General features: G+C 67.9%; 17 protein-coding genes. 10 read left to right on the top strand and 7 right to left on the bottom strand.

The window, feature by feature from the left end; genetic code table 11:
• Positions 1-116: 116 nt before the first annotated feature.
• Genes G335_RS0104755 through hda form a run of 4 tightly spaced genes read left to right on the top strand, consistent with a single transcriptional unit; the run spans position 117 to position 3,615 of the window.
• Complete coding sequence (locus G335_RS0104755; RefSeq protein ID WP_026304763.1) at positions 117-1,148, top strand: DUF2066 domain-containing protein; 1,032 nt, start codon at positions 117-119, stop codon at positions 1,146-1,148.
• 36 nt (positions 1,149-1,184) lie between these two features.
• On the top strand, positions 1,185-1,775 hold the full coding sequence (locus G335_RS0104750; RefSeq protein WP_018143914.1) for a CDP-alcohol phosphatidyltransferase family protein: 591 nt from the start codon (positions 1,185-1,187) through the stop codon (positions 1,773-1,775).
• Complete coding sequence (locus G335_RS0104745) at positions 1,772-2,884, top strand: AI-2E family transporter (protein WP_018143913.1); 1,113 nt, start codon at positions 1,772-1,774, stop codon at positions 2,882-2,884. The genes G335_RS0104750 and G335_RS0104745 overlap by 4 nt, the downstream gene beginning before the upstream one ends.
• Positions 2,881-3,615, top strand: coding sequence for a DnaA regulatory inactivator Hda (gene hda, locus G335_RS0104740; protein WP_018143912.1), 735 nt, complete (start codon positions 2,881-2,883; stop codon positions 3,613-3,615). Before G335_RS0104745 ends, hda begins: the two co-directional genes overlap by 4 nt.
• Positions 3,616-3,971: 356 nt before the next feature.
• Here hda and G335_RS0104730 read toward each other — a convergent pair whose 3' ends face one another.
• Genes G335_RS0104730 through arsC form a run of 3 tightly spaced genes read right to left on the bottom strand, consistent with a single transcriptional unit; the run spans position 3,972 to position 5,289 of the window.
• Positions 3,972-4,328 (bottom strand): DUF2069 domain-containing protein, encoded by a 357-nt coding sequence (locus tag G335_RS0104730; protein WP_018143910.1) that lies wholly within the window; start codon positions 4,326-4,328, stop codon positions 3,972-3,974.
• The gene (gene wrbA, locus G335_RS0104725; protein WP_018143909.1) at positions 4,325-4,936 is read right to left on the bottom strand and encodes an NAD(P)H:quinone oxidoreductase; all 612 of its coding nucleotides are present in this window, start codon (positions 4,934-4,936) and stop codon (positions 4,325-4,327) included. The genes G335_RS0104730 and wrbA overlap by 4 nt, the downstream gene beginning before the upstream one ends.
• On the bottom strand, positions 4,933-5,289 hold the full coding sequence (arsC, locus tag G335_RS0104720) for an arsenate reductase (glutaredoxin) (RefSeq protein ID WP_018143908.1): 357 nt from the start codon (positions 5,287-5,289) through the stop codon (positions 4,933-4,935). Before arsC ends, wrbA begins: the two co-directional genes overlap by 4 nt.
• A gap of 23 nt (positions 5,290-5,312) precedes the next feature.
• Here arsC and G335_RS0104715 point away from each other — a divergent pair, with 23 nt between their 5' ends.
• Complete coding sequence (locus G335_RS0104715; protein ID WP_018143907.1) at positions 5,313-5,603, top strand: acylphosphatase; 291 nt, start codon at positions 5,313-5,315, stop codon at positions 5,601-5,603.
• Positions 5,604-5,615: 12 nt separating this feature from the next.
• Here the strand turns inward: G335_RS0104715 and G335_RS0104710 are convergent, their stop codons facing one another.
• From G335_RS0104710 to G335_RS0104695, 4 genes are all read right to left on the bottom strand, one after another.
• The gene (locus G335_RS0104710) at positions 5,616-6,230 is read right to left on the bottom strand and encodes a hypothetical protein (protein ID WP_018176045.1); all 615 of its coding nucleotides are present in this window, start codon (positions 6,228-6,230) and stop codon (positions 5,616-5,618) included.
• A 68-nt stretch (positions 6,231-6,298) separates the two neighbouring features.
• The gene (locus G335_RS0104705; RefSeq protein WP_026181987.1) at positions 6,299-8,161 is read right to left on the bottom strand and encodes an SLC13 family permease; all 1,863 of its coding nucleotides are present in this window, start codon (positions 8,159-8,161) and stop codon (positions 6,299-6,301) included.
• 72 nt (positions 8,162-8,233) lie between these two features.
• On the bottom strand, positions 8,234-9,946 hold the full coding sequence (locus G335_RS0104700) for a proline--tRNA ligase (protein WP_018176044.1): 1,713 nt from the start codon (positions 9,944-9,946) through the stop codon (positions 8,234-8,236).
• Between the two features lie 34 nt (positions 9,947-9,980).
• On the bottom strand, positions 9,981-10,322 hold the full coding sequence (locus G335_RS0104695; protein ID WP_018143903.1) for a phenylpyruvate tautomerase MIF-related protein: 342 nt from the start codon (positions 10,320-10,322) through the stop codon (positions 9,981-9,983).
• 286 nt (positions 10,323-10,608) lie between these two features.
• On the opposite strand from G335_RS0104695, the gene G335_RS0104690 reads away from it, so the two are divergent.
• The 5 genes from G335_RS0104690 (at position 10,609) to G335_RS0104670 (ending at position 19,564) form a co-directional block, all read left to right on the top strand.
• Positions 10,609-11,634, top strand: coding sequence for an efflux RND transporter periplasmic adaptor subunit (locus G335_RS0104690; RefSeq protein WP_018143902.1), 1,026 nt, complete (start codon positions 10,609-10,611; stop codon positions 11,632-11,634).
• The gene (locus G335_RS0104685) at positions 11,631-14,936 is read left to right on the top strand and encodes an efflux RND transporter permease subunit (RefSeq protein WP_018176043.1); all 3,306 of its coding nucleotides are present in this window, start codon (positions 11,631-11,633) and stop codon (positions 14,934-14,936) included. The genes G335_RS0104690 and G335_RS0104685 overlap by 4 nt, the downstream gene beginning before the upstream one ends.
• 340 nt (positions 14,937-15,276) lie before the next feature.
• Entirely contained in the window at positions 15,277-15,495 is a 219-nt protein-coding gene (locus G335_RS0104680) for a hypothetical protein (RefSeq protein WP_018143900.1), read from the top strand.
• Between the two features lie 42 nt (positions 15,496-15,537).
• Positions 15,538-15,744, top strand: coding sequence for a hypothetical protein (locus G335_RS0104675; protein WP_018176042.1), 207 nt, complete (start codon positions 15,538-15,540; stop codon positions 15,742-15,744).
• 28 nt (positions 15,745-15,772) lie between these two features.
• The gene (locus G335_RS0104670; RefSeq protein WP_018176041.1) at positions 15,773-19,564 is read left to right on the top strand and encodes a PAS domain-containing protein; all 3,792 of its coding nucleotides are present in this window, start codon (positions 15,773-15,775) and stop codon (positions 19,562-19,564) included.
• The last annotated feature ends 35 nt before the right edge of the window (positions 19,565-19,599 follow it).

Genomic DNA, 19,599 nt, shown 5'->3' with positions numbered 1-19,599 from the left:
TGCGGGCGTGCAAAGAAGACGGTGCGGCCCGGGCCGCATTTGGCCGCTTTCCTCAGGGACTTCGGCGCGGTGGCCTGTGGTATTTTGTGGCGCTTGTCGAACAATTGAACGCAACCATGTCACTGCACCCCCGAACGCATTCGCGCCTGGCTATGCTGCTGGGTCTTTTCCTCCTCGTGCTGGCCCCGGCGGCCGCGGCCGATGGCCCGGTGGTGGTGACGGTCGCGGCCGAGGACGAGTCCACGGCCCTGGAGCAGGGCCTGGAACAGGCGCTGGTGCGTCTGGCGGGGCTGCGCTCGGAGCCGGTACTGGAACTGGTCGAGGCGTTGCTGGACGCCCGTGACGACGCGGGCTGGATCGCGGCCCTGGAGCGCCGGCAGCAGGTTGAGGACGATTCCTACCGCCTGGAGTTCGACCGCTTCCGTCTGCGCACCGCGCTGCGCGATGCCGGGGTGCCATCCGTGCTCGGGGAGCGTCCGGGGCTGCTGGTCTGGGCCGTCCACGAGCGGGGCGGGCAGCGCGACCTGCTCGGGGATGCCGTGGACGGTCCGGGCATTCTCTCCGCGCTGGGGGATCTGGCCGCGGCGCGTGACATGCCGCTGTTGTTCCCCCTGGGCGACCTTCAGGACCGCCGCGCGGCCCAGCCGTCCGACATCGTCGGCGGCGTGACCGAGCCGCTGGTGGAGGCGGCGCGTCGCTACGACGCCGATGGCGTCGTGCTGCTGCATGTGCGCGAGACCACGAGCGGGGCGGAGGCGCGGGCGATTGCCGTGCACGATGGCCGCGAATATCGCAGCGCGGCGAGCGGGGAGGATCCCGGTAGTGCGGCGCACGACGCGGTGGCGCGAGGGCTGGATCAGGTGGCCGAACGCCTGGCGCGGGTGGCGGCCGAGCCGGAATGGCTGCGTCTGGGCTTTGCCGGGGTTCAGGGCTATGGGGCCTTCGAGCGCCTGCGCGCCGAGCTGACGCGGTTGCAGGCGGTGGAGACCGCGCGTCTGGATTCCCTGGCCGGCGATAGCGTGGTGCTGCAGGTCCGTACTGGACTCGAGCAGGACGATCTGATCGATCTGCTGCGTGGCTCCGGCTTCGCGCGGGCCGAGACGCCCGAGGACGCCGCCGGTGCCGATGCCTGGCTGGACCGGCGCTAATCCGCGCCGGCCTCGGTTCGCGCCCACTTTCATCGAATGTTCCCTCGCCACCAGATCCCCAACGCCGTCACCATTGGCCGGATCGCGCTGATTCCGCCGATCGTGTGGTTGCTGGCGCTGGAGCACTACGTGGTGGCGGTGGTGCTGCTGGCGATCGCCGGGCTGACTGACGCCCTGGATGGCTGGCTGGTGCGGCGCTACGGCTGGCACACACGGCTCGGGGCCTGGCTGGACCCGGCCGCGGACAAGCTGCTGATGCTGGGGGTCTACGTCGCGGTGACGCTGTCCGGGCTACTGCCGTTGTGGCTGCTGGTGCTGGTGGTCGGGCGGGATGTCTGGCTGACCGTGGGCTCCGCGCTGTACCGGGTGTTCGTCGGCCCGCTGGCCATCCGGCCGCTGCTGATCAGCAAGGTGAACACCTTTTTGCAGATCACGCTGGTACTGGTCGCCATCGTGAAGGTCGGTCTGCTGGCGCTGGATCCGATCTGGGTGCAACTGCTGGTGATCGTCGTGGCCTTCACCACCGTGGCCAGCGGGCTGGCCTATACCGTGCAATGGGGATTTTATGCCTGGCGTCACCTGCACGGACACACGAATCCGGCAGGGACCTCGGGGAGGACGCCATGAATCCGGATACCCGCGACCATGTCTGGCCGCTTTCAGCCGCCCCGCTGGCTGCCCTGGTTGGGCTGCTGGTCCTTGGTGGAGCGCTGTACCTGCTGGCGCCCATCCTCACGCCCTTCGTCGCAGCCCTGCTGATCGGCTACCTGTTCAACCCGCTGGTGACCCGGCTGGTTGCGCGCACGGGGCGCTCGCGCACCCTGGCGACCGTGGTGATCTTCCTGCTGGTGATGCTGGGGTTGGCGGCGCTGATCCTGATCCTGATCCCGCTGGCGATCGCCCAGGTCGAGCGGCTTACGCTGGCGATGCCGCAAATCCTCGGCTGGTTCGACGATCAGGTGCGCCCGCGGCTGGAGGATCTGGCCGGGGATTCCCTGCCGCCGCTGGATGCCAGCGCGCTGCAGGGGCTGGTGGCGGACCACTGGCGCGAGGCCGGCGGGCTGGCCGGGGGCGTGCTGCAATGGATCGGCAGTTCGACTGGCGCGCTGGTGCTGGGGGTGCTTAACGTGGTGCTGATCCCGGTGGTGAGCTTCTATCTGCTGCGCGACTGGCCGCGGCTGCTGGACGGCCTGCGGGATCTACTGCCGCAGGCCTGGCGCCCGGCGGTGCTGACCTTCGCCGCGGAGTCGGACGAGACCCTGGGGGCCTTCCTGCGCGGGCAGTTGCTGGTGATGCTGGCGCTCGGCCTGTTCTACGCCGTCACCCTGACCGTGGCGGGAATCGAGATGGGGCTGGCGATCGGCCTGATCGCGGGGCTGGTGAGCTTCATTCCCTACGTGGGCGTGATCGTTGGCGTGCTGCTGGCCACCGCCGCGGCGCTGGTGCAGGGCGACGGCTGGAGCCTGCTGCTGATCGTGCTGGTGATCTTCGCCATTGCCCAGGTGCTGGAGTCCATGGTCCTGACCCCCTGGCTGGTGGGGGACCGTACCGGGCTGCACCCGGTCGCGGTGATCTTTGCCGTGCTGGCGGGCGGCCAGCTGTTCGGGTTCTTCGGCGTGCTGCTGGCGTTGCCGGTGGCGGCGGTCCTGGCCGTGGGGGTGCGCCATACCCTGGCGCACTACCGGCGGCTGAATGCCGAGGATGCGCCCGTGGATACAGGGGGCGGAGGCTCATGACGACGGGGCAGGGAGGCAATGCTGCGCCGCAGCACCAGCTCCCGCTGGATTTGCGCCTGCGCGACGCCTCGCGCTTTGCCAGTTTCTATCCCGGCGGCAACCGCCTCGCGCGGGACGCGGTGGAGGCCCTCTCGATCGGGACCGGGATGACCGAGCCACAGATTCTGTTGCACGGCCCGGTGGGCCTGGGCAAGACCCATCTGCTGCAGGCCGCCTGCCACCAGGGTCACGAACGCGGCGAGCCCGTGGCCTATCTGCCGCTGGCCGAACTGGTGACCGCGCCGCCGCTGGCGGTGCTGGATGGGCTTGAGCGCGCCCGCCTGGTTGCGCTGGACGGTCTCGACGCGGTGGTCGGGCAGGGCGACTGGGACGAGGCCCTGTTCGGGCTGCTGAATCGACTTCGCGATGGCGGCTGCCGGGTGCTGCTGGCAGCCGCGTACGCGCCGGACGGGCTGGGCAGTGGCCTGCCGGATCTGACCTCGCGCCTCGCCTGGGGGCCGGTGTTCCGCATGCAGGCGCCGGAGGAGGACGACCTCAAGCGCATCCTCGCCCAGCGCGCGGTGTTGCGCGGGCTGGAGCTGCCGGAGGCGGTGGCCGAATATCTGTTGCGCCACTACCGCCGCGACCTGGTGGCGCTACTGGAGCTGCTGGACCGCCTGGACCTGGCCGCCCTGGCCGAGCAGCGGCGCCTGACCATCCCCTTCGTCCGCGACCAGCTCGCGCGTTTGTGATTTTTACCGCGAAGCGCACGAAGGCACGAAGAAGGGCAACGTCAAGGGCGTTTTTTGCTGAAAGGCAGGCATGACGGAAGAAAGGACTTATTGGTTGGAGTCGATCGCCCGGAACGCCATCGCGGTGTGCAGTGCCCCGCCGATGTCCGTCATCCCGGACACCGCGCAGCGGTGATCCGGGATCTGGTTGTCCTGCGCCGGAGATCCCGGCTCTGCGCTGCGCTCCGGCCGGGATGACGGGCAACGGAGGCGGCAGCCCTGAAGGTCCTTGCGCCCGCGGCGCCCCATCCAGAACCGCCTTATTTCCTGTGAGACGCCCTTGCCCTTCTGCGTGCGCTTCGTGGTGGATGGAAAAGTCAGGAAGCCATCTGGCGGGCGCGGCGGGCGTCCAGCTTGACGTAGAGCAGGCAGCCGGCGAACCAGGCGAGGCTGGCGGTGGTCATCAGCACACCGTAGAGCCGGGCGTCCGCCGCGGCGGCCAGCGTGATACCGAGGGTGATGTAGGCCAGCGCCAGCAGGCTGGACCAGGCGTGGGTGTAGCGGCGTCCGTGCAGCATGCCGCGCAGCGGGAACATCAGCGGCAGGACCAGCACGACCAGCGCCACGGCGATCGGAACGATCTCCGGCGGGTCGATCCAGGTTGTCCAGATCAGGATCACGCCGAGCAGGCCGAAGTAGGCGATTAGCGCCAGCGCGCGGGCCGCGAGGATCATGCGTCGTCTCCGGCCTGGAGCCGCAGGGCAATGCGGCCGACGCGTTCGCCCAGCGCGCCGGCAATGCGCTGCTCGTCGCGCGTGACCGGGTGTTCGCCCTGGCCCCCCGCGACGTGGCTGGCGCCATAGGGCGAGCCGCCGCTCGTGGTGGTGCTCAGTTCCGGCACGGTGTAGGGCACGCCCACCCACAGCATCCCCTGGTGGATCAGCGGCATGGCCATGGTCAGCAGGGTGGTTTCCTGCCCGCCATGCTGGGTAGCCGTGCTGGTGAACAGCCCGAACGGCCGATCCACCAGCCCGCCGCTGGCCCAGAGACCGCTGGTGCCATCAAGGAAGTGTTTCAGCGGCGCGGCCATGTTGCCGAAGCGGGTGGGCGACCCCATCACCAGCCCGGCGCATTCTTCGAGGTCGCGGGTCTCCGCGTAGGGCGGGCCGTCGGCGGGGACCGCCGGGGCGTCGCCGGCGATGTTGGTGCTCACCGGCGGGACGGTGCGCACGCGGGCGACCGCACCGGCGCGCTCCACGCCACTGGCCACGTGGCGGGCCAGTTCTGCCGTCGCCCCATAACGGCTGTAGTACAGCACGAGGATCTCGGGGGCGGCGCTCACGACAGGATCTCCAGGACCTGTTCCGGCGGGCGCCCGATACGGGCGTCGTCGCCGTGGACGAGGATGGGGCGCTCGATCAGTTTCGGGTGCTGGACCATGGTCTGGATCAGCGCTTCGTCGTCCATCTCGGCATCCTTCAGGCCCAGCTCGCGGTATTCCGCCTCGCCGGTGCGCAGAAGGTCGCGTGGCGCAATGCCGAGCTTGTCCACGATCGCGCGCAGGGTGGCCGCGTCCGGCGGGGTCTTCAGGTATTCGACGATCTGCGGTTCCACGCCCTGTTCGCGCAGCAGCGCCAGGGTCGCACGCGACTTGCTGCAGCGCGGGTTGTGGTACAGCGTAGGGGCATCGGACATGAATCCACTCCGGAGGACAACAAATGACGGAGACCAATGATAACCATGCCCGCCGCTGGCGTGTGAGCGGCCAGGTACAGGGCGTGTTCTTCCGCGCGTCCACCCGCGACGAGGCGAAACGCCTGCACCTGACCGGTTATGCCCGCAACGAACCGGACGGCAGCGTGGAGGTGCTGGCCGTGGGTCCGCGCAAGGCACTGGACGCGCTGGAGGAGTGGCTGGCGGACGGCCCGCGTATGGCGCGGGTGGACGCGGTGGAGGCCGAGGAGTTGCCGCCGCCCGACCCGGCGCCGGGCGACTTCTCCACCGGTTGACCCGATGGCGCGTCAGTAGCGCCGCAGCGGGCGGCCCGGTGGCGGAATGACCTGGACGAAGGCACGCACGTCGCGCAGCCGGTGTGGCCCGTCCGAACGAATGCGGGACTCGGCCCCCTGCATCCAGTCGCCGTCCCAGGCGACGCGTGCGGCCCCGGTGCGGGAATGGCGCGGCAGGTCGATCAGCAAGAGGCCGTCTTCATAGGCGACCTCGAGCTCGCTGCGATAGCGCTCGGCGTGGACCTCGATGCTGCGGGTCTCGCCACTGGCAAGGGAAAAGCTGGTCGGCTCCAGCGCCCGTTCGCGACCGCCGATGCGCAGGGCCCCGCCGCGCAGGCTGACACGGATCAGGTCCCCCGGCAGTCCCGCATCGCCGCTGCGGAGCGCGGCGACCTGCGCTGCGCGTTCGGCCGCCAGCGCCGCCTCCTGCTCGGCCTCGGCCTGCAGGCGAGCCTCGCGCGCCTTCTGCACCGACTCCCAGGCGCGGATGGCCTCGACACGCTCGGCCTCGCCCATCGTGTCCCACTGTTCCTCGCTTACCCCGTAGATCCGCGGGCTGCAGGCGGCCAGAAGCAGCGCCATGAATGCGGCTGCCAAGGGGAACATTCGATGAAGGGTTTCGGCCATATCGGGTTCCGGTGCAGGGGCGCTGCCGCCAGTCTCTCCGTTCAGGCTGTATCGGGGCTGAACCGGGCTCAGAAGATCAGGTTGATCACGAGCAGCGAGACGACCATGAAGAGCACGGTCATCAGGGAGCCGGCGCGCAGGTAGTCGGCCACGCGGTAGCCGCCGGGGTCCAGGATCAGGGCGTTGACCTGGTGGGTGGGCAGGATGAACGAGTTGGAGGCGGCGATCGCGACGATCAGTGCAAAGACCCGCGGATCGGCATCGATGCCCATGCCCTGGGCGACGCTCGCGAAGCTGACCGCCAGCGGCACCAGCAGCACGGTGGCACCCACATTCGACATCACCAGCGTGAAGAAGGTGGTCAACAGGAAGACCGCGACCTGCAATACCCAGACCGGCATCCCCTCCAGCTGCTGCATGCCGTTGGTCGCGATCCACTCCCCGGCGCCGGAGTTCTCCACCGCAAGCCCCAGCGGGATCAGCGAGGCCAGCAGAAACACCGTCTTCCAGCTGATGCCGCGATAGGCCTCGTCCATGCTGATGACGCCGCTGAAAATCATCCCCAGTGCGCCGCCCAGCAGGGCCAGCGCCAGCGGCAGGTCGGTGAACAGCACGAGCCCCAGCCCCAGCGCGAGCGACCCGAGCGCAGCCAGCGGCCGGTGGGTCTTCGAGGCCTCCTGCTTGCGCCGCGGATAGCGGCTGGTCACCACCACGAAGTCACGGTTGTCCTCCAGCGCCTGCAGGTGCTCCCATGGGGTATGCACCACCAGCGTGTCACCGGCCTTCAGCGGGGTGTCCGGGACCTCTTCGATGATCAGGTCGTCGCCGCGCTGGATGCGCAGGACCGAGATGCCGTAGGTGCGGCGCATGCCCTTGTCGCGCACGGTCTGTCCGATCAGCTCCGAGCCGGGCGGCACGATAACCTCGGCGATCCCGCCATGGCGGGCCGACAGCACGCGCGCAAACACATCCAGCTCGTCCTTGAGGACGGTCCCGGTACTGTCGCAGGTCTTCTCGATGGTGGTGACCGGTCCGAGGATGGCCAGGTGCGCCCCGCGCTTCAGTTCCACGTCGCGGTTGGGTTCGATGCGGGTCTCGTCATCGCTGGTCACGCCGACGACATGTACGCCAAAGGCCGCCTCGAAGTCGCCCACCGTGCGTCCGGCCAGCGAGCTGTCCTCGCCCAGGCGCGCCTCGCGCACGCCGAAGTCCATGCCATAGACCTCGCGGAACCAGGCGGAAGTGGTCTGCACCCGGCTCTCGTCCGGGTCTTCCGTCTGCGGGTCGCGGGCGGGCAGAACCCATTTCCCGAGCACCGCGAAGTACAGGATCAGGGTGGCCAGCAGGGCCAGCCCGATGGGCGTCACGTCGAAGAGGCCAAAACCCTCGACATCCCCGGGTAGCAGGTCGTTGAGCAGGATCAACGGGCTGGAGGCGACCAGCGTGAGTGTGCCCCCGACGATCGCGGCAAAACCCATCGGCATCAGCAGGCGCGAGCGCGGGATGCGGGCGGCGGCACCAATGCGGTTGATCACTGGCATGAACAGCGCGGCCGCGCCGATGTTCTGCATGAAGCTGGTCACGATGCCCACGGCGCCCGAGGTGGTCGCCATCACCCGGCGTTCCGTCTTCCCACCAAACCGCAGGATCAGGTCCGCCAGGCGGTTCATCACTCCGGAGCGGTCCAGCCCCGTGCCGATGATCATGACCGCGATGATCGCGATGACCGCGTTCGAGGCAAAGCCGGAGAAGAGTGCCTCGCCCTCGACGATCGGCGCGACCCCCGGCACCAGCGCGACCATCCCCAGCAGGAACAGCACACTCAGCGCCGCGAGGTCGATCCGGATCACCTCGGTCACGAACAGCAGGATCGTCAGCCCCAGCAGGCCGAACACGATCCCCATCTCCAGCGTGAACGCTATGTGTTCCATTGCACCCGGCGCTTGCCGCGCGTGGCGGCGTTTCGGATCAGCACATCATGAACCGCAGACAAAGCGCGTGCCTCATCCCCGCAGCCGTTCGCGCAGGGTGTCGATCAGGTTGTCGAGCGGCAGGTGTTCGGCCTCGGGGGCGCGGCGGTCCTGGTATTCGAGTTCGCCGGCGTCCAGGCCGCGTTCGCCGATGACGATTCGGTGCGGGATGCCGATCAGCTCCATGTCGGCGAACATCACGCCGGGGCGCTGTCCGCGGTCGTCCAGCAGGACCTCGAAGCCGGCCGCCTGCAGATCGTCGTGGAGCTTTTCCGCCGCCTCGCGTACGCGCTGGGATTTCTTCGCGCCGATCGGGCACAGGGCGATGTCGAAGGGCGCGATGGCGGTGGGCCAGCAGATGCCGCGCTCGTCGGAGTTCTGCTCGATGGCCGCCGCCACGACGCGCGAGACACCGATGCCATAGCAGCCCATGGTCACGACCTGCTCGCGGCCGTCCTCGTCCAGCACTCGGGCGCCCAGGGCCTGGCTGTACTTGTCGCCCAGCTGGAAGATGTGGCCGACCTCGATGCCGCGACGGATCTCGATCGGACCGGAGCCATCGGGGGCTGGTTCGCCCTCGGTGATGTTGCGCAGGTCGGCGGTCTCCGGCTGCGGGAGGTCACGGCCCCAGTTCACGCCGGTCAGGTGATGGCCGTCTTCGTTGGCGCCGACCACGAAGTCGGCCATGCCCAGCATCGCCTGGTCGGCCAGCACCGGGATCGGGCTGTCCACCGGGCCCAGCGAGCCGGGGTCGGCGCCGAAGGCGGTACGGATCTCGGCCGCCTCGGCCATGCGCAGCGGCTCGGCGATCCAGGGGTGCTTCTCGGCCTTGACCGCGTTCAGTTCGTGGTCGCCACGTAGCACGATGGCGACCAGGTCGGTGTCGATCTCGTCGGAGGCCGCGACCACCAGGGTCTTCACCGTCTGCTCGGTCGGGATGTTCAGGAACTTTGCCAGCTCGTCGATGGTGTGTACGTCGGGCGTGGCGATCTTCGCCATCTCCGCGCCGGGTGCCGGGGCCGGGTCCGGCTTCGGGCAGGGGGCCAGTTCGACGTTGGCGGCGAAGCCGGCCGGGGAGAAGGCGATGGCGTCCTCGCCGGAGCTGGCGAGGACGTGGAATTCGTGCGACGCATTGCCGCCGATGGCGCCGGTGTCGGCCTCCACCGCGCGGAAGTCCAGCCCGCAGCGTTCGAAGATGCGGGTGTAGGCGGCGTGCATCTGGCGGTAGGTCTCGGCCAGCGAGTCGCCGTCGATGTGGAACGAGTAGGCGTCCTTCATCAGGAATTCCCGCGCGCGCATGATCCCGAAGCGCGGGCGGCGCTCGTCGCGGAACTTGGTCTGGATCTGGTAGTAGTTGATCGGCAGCTGGCGGTAGCTGCGGACCTCGCGGCGTACCAGGTCCGTGATGACCTCCTCGTGGGTCGGGCCGAAGCAGAAGTCCCGGTCGTGGCGGTCCTTCAGGCGCAGCAGCTCGGCGCCGTAGAAGTCCCAGCGGCCGGATTCCTGCCACAACTCGGCGGGCTGCACCGCCGGCATCAGCACCTCCAGCGCGCCGGCGCGGTTCATCTCCTCGCGCACGATGCCCTCGACCCGGCGCAGCACGCGCAGCCCCAGTGGCAGCCAGGTGTACAGCCCGGAGGCCAGCCGGCGGATGTAGCCGGCGCGCAGCATCAGCTGGTGGGAGACGATCTCGGCGTCGGCCGGGGTTTCCTTCAGGGTGTTCAGCGGGAATTGCGAGACGCGCATCGGGGGCAGTCCGTGGTTGATGGCTGGAAAGGGTTCAGAACGTGGTGCCGTTGGTGCCCCAGAAGTGGCGCGGGGCGTCGGCGAATTCGATGTACACGCGGGCGGGTTCGATACCCAGCTCTGCCTGCAGGGCGTCGCACAGCTTGCGCGACAGCTCGCGGGTCAGGCCCTCGGGCAGGCCGATGCTCTTGAGCTCGCAGTAGGCGAGCGCATCGGTACTGCCGCCAAAGCACATGGCCGGATTATGCGTGCAGGCCACCATCACGTAGCCCTCGGGCTTGCCCAGCCAGTCGGCGACCTCCGCGGACAGGCGCTGGCTGAGGCCGGTAGCATCGTCCGGCAGGGCGGTATTGGTCTCGACTCGCAGCAGCGGCATGGCGTCCTCCAGATCTTGTGTGGTTCCCGGATCGGTCGCCATGATACGGGGAGCGCGGGTGCGCTGCAGCGTCCCGGCGAGTCGCCGGGGTGGGTGAAACCCTTGTCAGGGTGGCTATACTCGCAGCGAGGGAGCGGACCGGTCGCGGGCGGATGCGCCCGGATTGCGTTCGGCATCAGGAAATAATAAATTAGAAAAAGCTAATATATGGGGCCGGGACGAGTGCGAGACGGCCCATCCCCGGCGACCTCACCAAGCAAGGAAAGACCCCATGACACGAACCCGGATGCGCCACACCCTGTGGGCCCTGCTGCTGTTGCCGTTTGCGGCCCAGGCGGAGCTACCGTTCGACACGGCCACCGCGGAACGCCAGACGATTGCCCAGGAACGTATCCTGGATGGCCGCGTCGAGGCGGTGCAGCGGTCCACGATCTCCGCCCAGACCTCCGGGCGCGTCCGCGAGCTCTACGTGGACGTGGATGACTTCGTCGAGGTCGACGAGCTCCTGGTGCGGGTCAGCGATACCGAGCAGCAGGCCCGTGTAAGCCAGGCGGAGGGGGATCTGGCCGACGCCCGCGCCCGCTTCAACGAGGCGCGTTCGGAGTTCGCCCGGATTGAGGATGTGTTCGAGCGGGGGGTGGTCTCGCGCTCCGAGTTCGACCGCGCCGAGGCCGCGCTGGGGTCGGCGCGTGCCCGCCTGCGCTCGGCCGAAGGCCGGGTCGAGGAGGCCCGCGAGCAGCTCGGCTACACCGAGGTGTATGCGCCGTATTCCGGGATCGTCACCGAGCGTCATGTCGAGGTCGGCGAGTCGGTCAGCCCGGGCTCACCGCTGTTGTCCGGGATCAGCCTGGATCAGTTGCGCGTTGCCGTGGATGTGCCGCAGCGCTTGATCCACAACGTGCGCGAGCGGCGCAGTGCCGAGGTCCTGCTGAACGGGGACCGGGTGGCGGCCGAGAGTCTGACTATCTTCCCCTATGCCGATCCGGCCAGCTCCACCTTCCGGATTCGCGTGAACCTGCCGGAGCAGCAGGATCTCGGCCTGTTCCCCGGCATGTTCGTGAAGACCGCTTTCGTGGTGGAGGACGTTGAACGCCTGCTGGTGCCGGTGGAGGCCGTGGTCTATCGCAGCGAGGTTATCGCCGTGTACGTCGTCGATGAGGACGATCGGGTCGCGTTCCGCCAGGTGCGGGTCGGGCGCCAGCATGACGGCATGATCGAGATCCTCGGCGGTCTGGACGACGATGAACGCGTGGCGCTGGATCCGGTGCATGCGCAGATCTATCTGAAGGAACATCAGCAGGTGAACCGATGAGCGATGCCGGCACGGAGGGGGCGTCCGAGCGCATGGGGATCTCCGGGCGCATTGCCAAGGCCTTCCTGACTACCCAGATCACCCCGCTGCTGGCCCTGATCGGTCTGCTGCTGGGGTTGTTCGCGATCCTGGTCACGCCGCGCGAGGAAGAGCCGCAGATCAACGTGACCATGGCCGATGTGTTCATCCCGTTCCCGGGGGCGAGCGCGCAGGAGGTGGCCCAGCTGGTGGCCACGCCGGCCGAACAGGTGCTCTCGGAGATCGAGGGCATCGACGACATCTATTCCGTCTCGCGCCCGAACATGGCGCAGATCACCATCCAGTTCGAGGTCGGCGAGGATCGCACCGCGGCCCTGGTGCGCCTGTACAACCAGGTGTTCTCCAACCAGGACTGGCTGCCGCCGGGTCTGGGGGTCGGCGAGCCGATCATCAAGCCGATGGGGATCGACGATGTGCCGATCGTCAACGTGACCCTGTGGACCGAGGACCCCGAGCGCGGCGGGCACGACCTGCTGCGCGTGGCGCACGGCATCGAGGCCGAGCTCAAGCGCGTACCGGGCACCCGCGACATCTACACCGTCGGTGGGCCCGATCACGTGGTGCATGTGCGCTTCAAGCCGGAGACCCTGGCGGCCCACAACCTGTCGGTGGACGACCTGCGCGACAGCCTGCAGGCCTCGAACTTCTCGCGTGACGCCGGGCAGCTGTACCACGACGACGAGGAAATCCTGGTCCAGGCCGGCGACTTTATTACCGAACCCGAGGCCTTCGCCAGCCTGGTGGTCGGGATGCACGAGGATCGCCCGGTCTACCTCTCGGATGTTGCCGAGGTGGTACAGGGTCCGGCCTATGCCACCGAACACGTGCGCTTTGCCCATGGCGCGGCCGCGGGGGATCGCGCGCGCCTGGGCGAGAGCCATCCGGCGGTCACGGTGGCCATTGCCAAACAGCCGGGGACCAACGCCCCGGATATCGCCGATGCCCTGGTCGAGCGGCTGGAGCAGTTGCGCGGGACCTACATCCCGGACGGCATCGAGACGACCATTACCCGCAATTACGGACAGACCGCGGACGACAAGGCCAACACGCTGATCCAGAAGCTGATTCTGGCAACCGCCTCGGTCGTCATCCTGGTGTGGATCGCGCTTGGCTGGCGCGAGGCGTTTATCGTTGGCGTGGCGGTGGTGATCACCCTGGCGATCACGCTGTTCGCCTCCTGGGCCTACGGCTTCACGCTCAACCGCGTGTCGCTGTTCGCGCTGATCTTCTCCATCGGGATACTGGTGGATGACGCCATCGTCGTGGTCGAGAACATCCACCGGCACATGGCCAAGGGCGGCAAGAAGTTCATCGAGGCGATTCCGCTTGCGGTGGACGAGGTGGGCGGACCGACGATTCTCGCGACCTTTGCGGTGATCGCCGCGCTGCTGCCGATGGCCTTCGTGACCGGGCTGATGGGCCCGTACATGAGTCCGATTCCGATCAACGCCTCGATGGGGATGATCATCTCGCTGGCGGTGGCCTACGTGGTCACGCCCTGGCTGACCTACAAGGTCCTGCGCCGCCAGGCCGAGAAGCATGAACATGCCGCGCCGGCCAGTGGTGGTCATGGCGCGGAGGGCGAGAGCGCCTCGGCCGGGCTGATGAAGATCTTCAACACCCTGCTGCTGCCCTTCCTTGGTACTGGCGGACGCAAGAAGACCGCTCGCCTCGCGCTGTGGTTGGGCACCCTGGTGCTGATCCTGGCCTCGGTGTCGCTGGCGTACTTCCAGCTGGTGGTCATGAAGATGCTGCCGTTCGACGACAAGTCGGAGTTCCAGGTGGTACTGGACATGCCGGAAGGCACCAGCCTGGAGCGCACCTCCCGCGTGCTGGCGGAGATGGGCGACTACCTGAAGACGGTCCCCGAGGTGCACAACGTGCAGACCTACGCGGGCACCGCGGCGCCGATCAACTTCAACGGCCTGGTGCGTCAGTACTACCTGCGCGAGGGTTCGCACGTCGGCGACATTCAGGTGAACCTGGTCGGCTCGTACGAGCGCGATCGCAAGAGCCACGCGGTGGCCCTGGGCGTGCGCGAGGCGATCAACGCGATCGCCGATCGGCATGGCGCGGCGGTCAAGGTGGTCGAGGTTCCACCGGGTCCGCCGGTGATGTCGCCGATCGTCGCCGAGATCTACGGCCCGGACTATGACGGCCAGATCGAGATCGCCCGGCAGGTGCGCGAGCGCTTCGAGAACACCGGCGACATCACCGACATCGATGATTCGGTCGAGTATCCGGGGCAGAAGAAGATTCTGCAGGTCGACCGCGAACGGGCCGCGCGCCTGGGGGTGTCACAGCAGGCGGTGGTGCAGGCGATCTCGACCTCGCTGTCGGGCGAGGACGTGACGTATCTCTACGGCTCCAACGTGAAATATGCGGTCCCCGTGCGGCTGGAGTTCGATCAGGCCGAGAAGGGCAGCCTGGACCCGGTGCTCGGGCTCAAGGTGCGCTCGCGCGACGGCACGCTGGTGCCGCTGTCCGAGGTCGTCAACGTGGTCGACTCGAGTCTCGAGCACTCCATCCACCACAAGAACCTGCTGCCGGTGGTCTACGTGATGGGTGATCTGGCCGGTGGGCTGGATAGCCCGCTGTACGGCATGTTCGACATGTTCTTCGGCCTGCGCGACCAGCCCATGGCCTACGACGAGCCGCTGGAGCAGCTGTTCATCAGTCAGCCGGACAACCCCTACAACTTCTCGCTGAAGTGGGACGGCGAGTGGCAGGTGACCTACGAGACCTTCCGCGACATGGGGATCGCCTACTCGGTGGGGCTGCTCCTGATCTATCTGCTGGTGGTGGCGCAGTTCCGCTCGTACATGGTGCCGCTGATCATCATGGCGCCGATCCCGCTGACCGTAATCGGGGTGATGCCGGGGCATGCCTTCATGGATGCCTTCTTCATGGACGCCAAGTTCACCGCAACCTCGATGATCGGGATGATCGCGCTGGCCGGGATCATCGTGCGCAACTCCATCCTGCTGGTGGACTTCATCAACGAGGAGATTCGCCGCGGCGTGGATGTGATCGAGGCGGTGGTGCACGCCGGCGCGGTGCGCGCCAAGCCAATCGTGCTGACCGGCCTGGCGGCGATGGTCGGGGCCGGGTTTATTCTCGACGACCCGATCTTCTCCGGCCTGGCGATCTCGCTGATCTTCGGCGTGTTCGTCTCCACGCTGCTGACGCTGGTGATCATCCCGGTGCTGTACTACCTGTACGTGCGCACCCGGGTCGACCTGATCCGCGCCCAGACGGCGTAAGCCAAACCGGCCATCGCGAGGAGCGCAGCGACGTGGCGATCTCCGTGGGCGACCCGGACGCCGGCCCGGTCGGACGTCTGGGGTTTCGTAGGGAGATTGCCACGGCCCCTTCGGGGCCTCGCAACGACGGGGGTAGCGGGTACCGTCATCGCGAGGAGCGTAGCGACGTGGCGATCTCTGTGGGCGACCCGGACGCCGGCGGGGGCGAACGTGGGGGTTCGTCCGGAGGTTGCCACGGCCCCTGCGGGGCCTCGCAATGACGTGGACGGAGTCCGGCGTTTTCGCCATCGGTGCGCGACCGGCTACAATCGGCGCCATCTAACCGAATGGGAGTCGCTCGATGGATGTCGAGATGGGAGAGAACGGCCTGAATGTCCTCGGGATCAGCCGTGAGCAGTGCGCCACCCTGGTCGAGGTGCTGAAAGCCAGCGAGGACCAGCGCTTCATGGAGGACCCCGAACTGCGCAAGCTGTTCAAGCTGCTGGCCGTACTGCAGAGCGATCTGTGGGACGACATGACCGCCGGGGAATTCGACTTTACCCCCTACAAGAAACAGTAGCGTTCACTGGCGTCGCTCCAGGCGCCTGCACCGGAGCCGTCCATGCCCGACAATGAATCCCGCCGGCCGTCCAATTTCGTGATCGGCAATATCTTCCTTGGTGCTGCCGCCATCATGCTGTTTTTCTTCGTGACGCTCTGGGAGGTCCTCGGGGTGTTCGCGCTGCTCATGTGGATGGGTCTGGCCGCCATCGGGGTCTACTTCATCGTGAAAGACAAGGACATCAACCCGGGCGGCCCGCCGAACTGACCCGTTGCATTCGTTACAGCCAACGGCCGTGAACCCGGCCCCGGCATCGCCGGGGCTGGCGCGTTTGCGGGGCGAGTTTCTCGAGTCCCTGGCCCAGCGGGTTGCGGAACTGGAGCGGCTGTCCCGGGCCCTCGACGGTTCGGCCCAGGATGGCGACCGGCTGACCACGCTGTACCGCGAGGCCCAGACCCTGGCGCAGGCCGCCCAGATCTTCGATGTCGGGTTGATCCGCAGTGTGGCCGACGCGTTGCGATCGGCCGTGGCCGGTGTCCGCCGTGCCCCCGCCGGTCCGGACCGCGACCTCATTCACGCCGGGGTCCGGCGCCTGGCCACCAGTGTCGAGGCCTATCGGCAACGCGCGCGCCCCGTGGCGCAGGCCCGCGTGCAGCCGCTGGGCGGGTGCGCGGCCGCATCGCGGGTGCGGGTGATCGACGACGGTGGCGAGGTCGGTCACGAAGTCGCCCGCATGCTGGACGAACAGGGCTTTCGCGTGACCCGCGGCGCGGCCGATGTCTCCGGTTCCGATGTCGCCTCCGACGATGATCCCTTTTCCGCGGTCGTTCTGTGCGCCGATGCCGTGGCCGCGGATGGCGGTGGGCTGCCCGGTTTGGGGACCGCGCTGGGCAGCGGCCTTCCCGTGCTGGCCGTTGCGCACAGCTGGAGCCCCGGCGCGCGTCTGGAATGTGTGCGCCAAGGGGTGGCGCGCTGCCTCGACCACCCGCTAGCCACCGACACCCTGATCGAGCAGCTGATGCAGATCGGTGGCCTGATCGTGGACTCCGACTATCGCGTCCTGCTGGTCACGAATGACGCGACAGACGGTGGCCTCGAGCCGTATCTGACGGGCGTTGGTCTGGGCGTGGCCACCGCGTCGGACCCGGAGGCGCTCCGGCGGCAGCTGGAGGAAACCCGAGTGGACGTGGTCGTCTTCGATCTGCAGAGGCTGGCAGAACCGGTGGAATCCTTTGTCGCGCTTCTGCGAACCCGGGATACCGGGGGCGTGGTTCCGTTGCTGCTGTTGACCGAGGATCCGGGCCGGGTGAACCACCTGATGACCCTGCACCCGGGGGTCGCTGGTGTGTTCCTGAAGCCGGTGGAACCGGCCCGTGTTGCGGCGGCGATCACCGCTCGGGCGCGCCAGTTGCGCCAGATCGACGGGGTCAGCCAGTCCTATCGCGATGCGCTGTACGAGCGCGAGCGCGAGCACGTCGCGCTCAACGAACACGCCCTGGTCAGTATTGCCGATGTCGCCGGCAACATCATCTACGCCAACGATCGGTTCTCGCGGGTCAGTGGTTACGCCGTGTCCGAGCTGATGGGGCGCAACCACCGCATTCTCAAGTCCGGGCAGCATCCACCGGAGTTCTACGCCGAACTGTGGTCTACCGTTGCGTCCGGCCGCGTCTGGCAGGGCGAGGTGTGCAATCGCGCGCGCGACGGCTCGCTGTACTGGGTAGAGACCACGATAGTCCCGTATCTTGGAAGCAACGGCCGGCCGTATCAGTACGTATCCATCCGCACCGAAATCACCCATGTGAAGCATCAGGAGCATCGCCTGCGCTCCAGCCAGATCTTCGCCAACATGGGAACCTGGGAATGGACGCCGGACCAGGAGGCGCTGGGCTGGTCGGAACGCATTCCGCCGCTTCTGGGCTACCCCGAAGGCGGGATGGAACCAACCGTCTCCAATTTCATGAAGGCGGTGCACCCCGATGACCGCGCGCGGGTGCGCAACGCCATCGCCAGCAGCTTGCGCCGCGGGTCCTACCTCGAGCTGGAGCACCGGGTCATCTGGCCGGATGGTTCCGAACACTGGTTGCTGGAACGCGGCGATGTCGTTCGGGGCCCGAATGGCGAGGTCCTGTACATGCTGGGTGTGATGCAGGACATCACCAAGCGCAAGAGTTCCGAGTTGGCGCTGTCCCAGCTGTCCACCCGGTTGCTGGAGTCCCAACGTCTGGCGCGCATCGGCAACTGGGAGCTGGATGCGACCAGCGGACTGATCACCTGGTCCCGGGTAATCCACGAGATCTTCGGGATGGATGCCGGAGACGCGCCTCTCGAGCGTGACGAGTACCTGGCCCTGGTGCACCCGGAGGACCGCGATCAGATCGCGACGTTCCTGGATGGCCTGAGCGAGCCTGGCCACCACGAGGTCGGTCATCGGGTGCGCTTGCCCGGCGGTCGCATCCGCCATGTGCACATGATCGCGAGCGGCAGCTTCGATGCCAGGGGTCAGCTGACACACGTCGGTGGGAGCTTGCAGGACATCACCGAGCTGCACGAGGCCCAGGAGCACCTGGCGCTGTTCCAGCGCATCTTCGAATCCTCCGAACAGGGCATATCGGTGGTCGATCGCGAGGGCCGCTATGTTTACTCCAATGCAGCCGCGCTGGAGATGCTGGGCTACCGTGCCGAGGAGCTTCTGGGTCGGGATTTCCACGAGCTGGGAATCATCCCGGAGGAGAACTCGAAAGAGGCGCGGGAGATCGACCGCGTCCTGACCGAGGGCGGTTCCTGGACGGGCAAACTGCCCCAGCGCTGTGCCAGCGGGGCCGTGTTCATTACGGCCAGCAACATCGGCGTGGTGCGCGATGACCGCGGCGAGCCGCAGTACGGTTTCAATATCTTCAGCGATTTCACCGATGAGTTGCGTCGCCGCTCGGAGCTCCATCGCGCCCGCGAGGCGGCCGAGGCAGCCAACCGCGCCAAGTCGGATTTCCTCTCCAACATGAGCCACGAGCTGCGTACGCCCATGAACGCGGTGCTCGGCTTTGCCCAGCTGCTGGAGAGCGATCCCGCGCTGGAGGACCAGCAGCGTGGCTACCTGGACGAGATCACGCGCGCCGGCCGGCACCTGCTGGACCTGATCAACGAGATCCTGGACCTGGCCCGGATCGAGGCCGGTCGCATGCAGGTCGATCCGGAGCCGGTGGCGCCGGGTCCCGTGCTGGAGGACTGCCTGTCGTTGCTTGCGCCGGTGGCACGCGAGTATCGGGTGGAGCTGGAGCCGGATCAGTTGCCCGAAGTCATGCTGGAGGCCGATCCGCGGCGTCTGAAGCAGGTGCTCCTGAACTTGCTCTCCAACGCGATCAAGTACAACCGGCCCGGCGGAAGCGTACGCGTGAGCTGCGAGCCGTCAGAGGCCGAGGTTCGGATCGCGATCCACGACAGCGGGCCGGGGCTGAACGCGGAGCAGTGCCGGCGGCTGTTCCAGCCGTTCGAGCGACTGGCGGCCGACCAACAGGGGATCGAGGGCAGCGGTGTCGGGCTCGCCATTACCCGCAATCTGGTGGACCTGATGGGGGGCGAGATCGGGGTCGACAGCGTGCCGGGAGAGGGCAGTACCTTCTGGTTCCGTCTGCCCCGGGCCCGTGACCGGATGCCGTCCGGCACCGGGGACGACGCGGCACTGCCCGGCGGCTCCGGCGCGCCGGGCGACTGCCGCGTGCTCTGCATTGAGGACCACGATGCCAACCAGCGTCTGATGCGCGAGATGCTGAAACAGCAGGGCGCGGCCGACTGCCGCATGGCGGAATCCGCCGCCGAGGGACTCGACATGGCCCTGCGGGATCCGCCCAAGCTGATCCTGCTGGACCTGAACCTGCCGGTGATGGATGGCTTTCAGGTGCTGCGCGCGCTGCGGGCCGAGCCGGAGCTGGCCGCGATCCCGGTGATTGCGGTGACCGCCGATGCCACGGATGCCACGCGCCAGCGGGCCGAACAGGCCGGCTTCAACGACCTGTTGACCAAGCCGATCGGTGCGAGTGACCTCCTGCGGGCGCTGGATCACTGCCGCGCGAGTCGCCCGGACGGCTGACCCCGCGAGGGAGTGCGTCGCGCACGCCGTCGTCG

Source organism: Thioalkalivibrio sp. AKL8, from assembly GCF_000380525.1.
Classification (GTDB): Bacteria; Pseudomonadota; Gammaproteobacteria; order Ectothiorhodospirales; family Ectothiorhodospiraceae; genus Thioalkalivibrio; species Thioalkalivibrio versutus.
Note: the sequence above shows the minus strand (reverse complement) of the source record. Positions and strands in the feature narration are given on the sequence as shown.

Coding starts and splice junctions, on each gene's coding strand:
- G335_RS0104755 (WP_026304763.1), top strand. CDS start 117: ATGTCACTGCACCCCCGAACGCATTCGCGCCTGGCTATGCTGCTGGGT.
- G335_RS0104750 (WP_018143914.1), top strand. CDS start 1,185: ATGTTCCCTCGCCACCAGATCCCCAACGCCGTCACCATTGGCCGGATC.
- G335_RS0104745 (WP_018143913.1), top strand. CDS start 1,772: ATGAATCCGGATACCCGCGACCATGTCTGGCCGCTTTCAGCCGCCCCG.
- hda (WP_018143912.1), top strand. CDS start 2,881: ATGACGACGGGGCAGGGAGGCAATGCTGCGCCGCAGCACCAGCTCCCG.
- G335_RS0104730 (WP_018143910.1), bottom strand. CDS start 4,328: ATGATCCTCGCGGCCCGCGCGCTGGCGCTAATCGCCTACTTCGGCCTG.
- arsC (WP_018143908.1), bottom strand. CDS start 5,289: ATGTCCGATGCCCCTACGCTGTACCACAACCCGCGCTGCAGCAAGTCG.
- G335_RS0104715 (WP_018143907.1), top strand. CDS start 5,313: ATGACGGAGACCAATGATAACCATGCCCGCCGCTGGCGTGTGAGCGGC.
- G335_RS0104710 (WP_018176045.1), bottom strand. CDS start 6,230: ATGGCCGAAACCCTTCATCGAATGTTCCCCTTGGCAGCCGCATTCATG.
- G335_RS0104705 (WP_026181987.1), bottom strand. CDS start 8,161: ATGGAACACATAGCGTTCACGCTGGAGATGGGGATCGTGTTCGGCCTG.
- G335_RS0104700 (WP_018176044.1), bottom strand. CDS start 9,946: ATGCGCGTCTCGCAATTCCCGCTGAACACCCTGAAGGAAACCCCGGCC.
- G335_RS0104695 (WP_018143903.1), bottom strand. CDS start 10,322: ATGCCGCTGCTGCGAGTCGAGACCAATACCGCCCTGCCGGACGATGCT.
- G335_RS0104690 (WP_018143902.1), top strand. CDS start 10,609: ATGCGCCACACCCTGTGGGCCCTGCTGCTGTTGCCGTTTGCGGCCCAG.
- G335_RS0104685 (WP_018176043.1), top strand. CDS start 11,631: ATGAGCGATGCCGGCACGGAGGGGGCGTCCGAGCGCATGGGGATCTCC.
- G335_RS0104680 (WP_018143900.1), top strand. CDS start 15,277: ATGGATGTCGAGATGGGAGAGAACGGCCTGAATGTCCTCGGGATCAGC.
- G335_RS0104675 (WP_018176042.1), top strand. CDS start 15,538: ATGCCCGACAATGAATCCCGCCGGCCGTCCAATTTCGTGATCGGCAAT.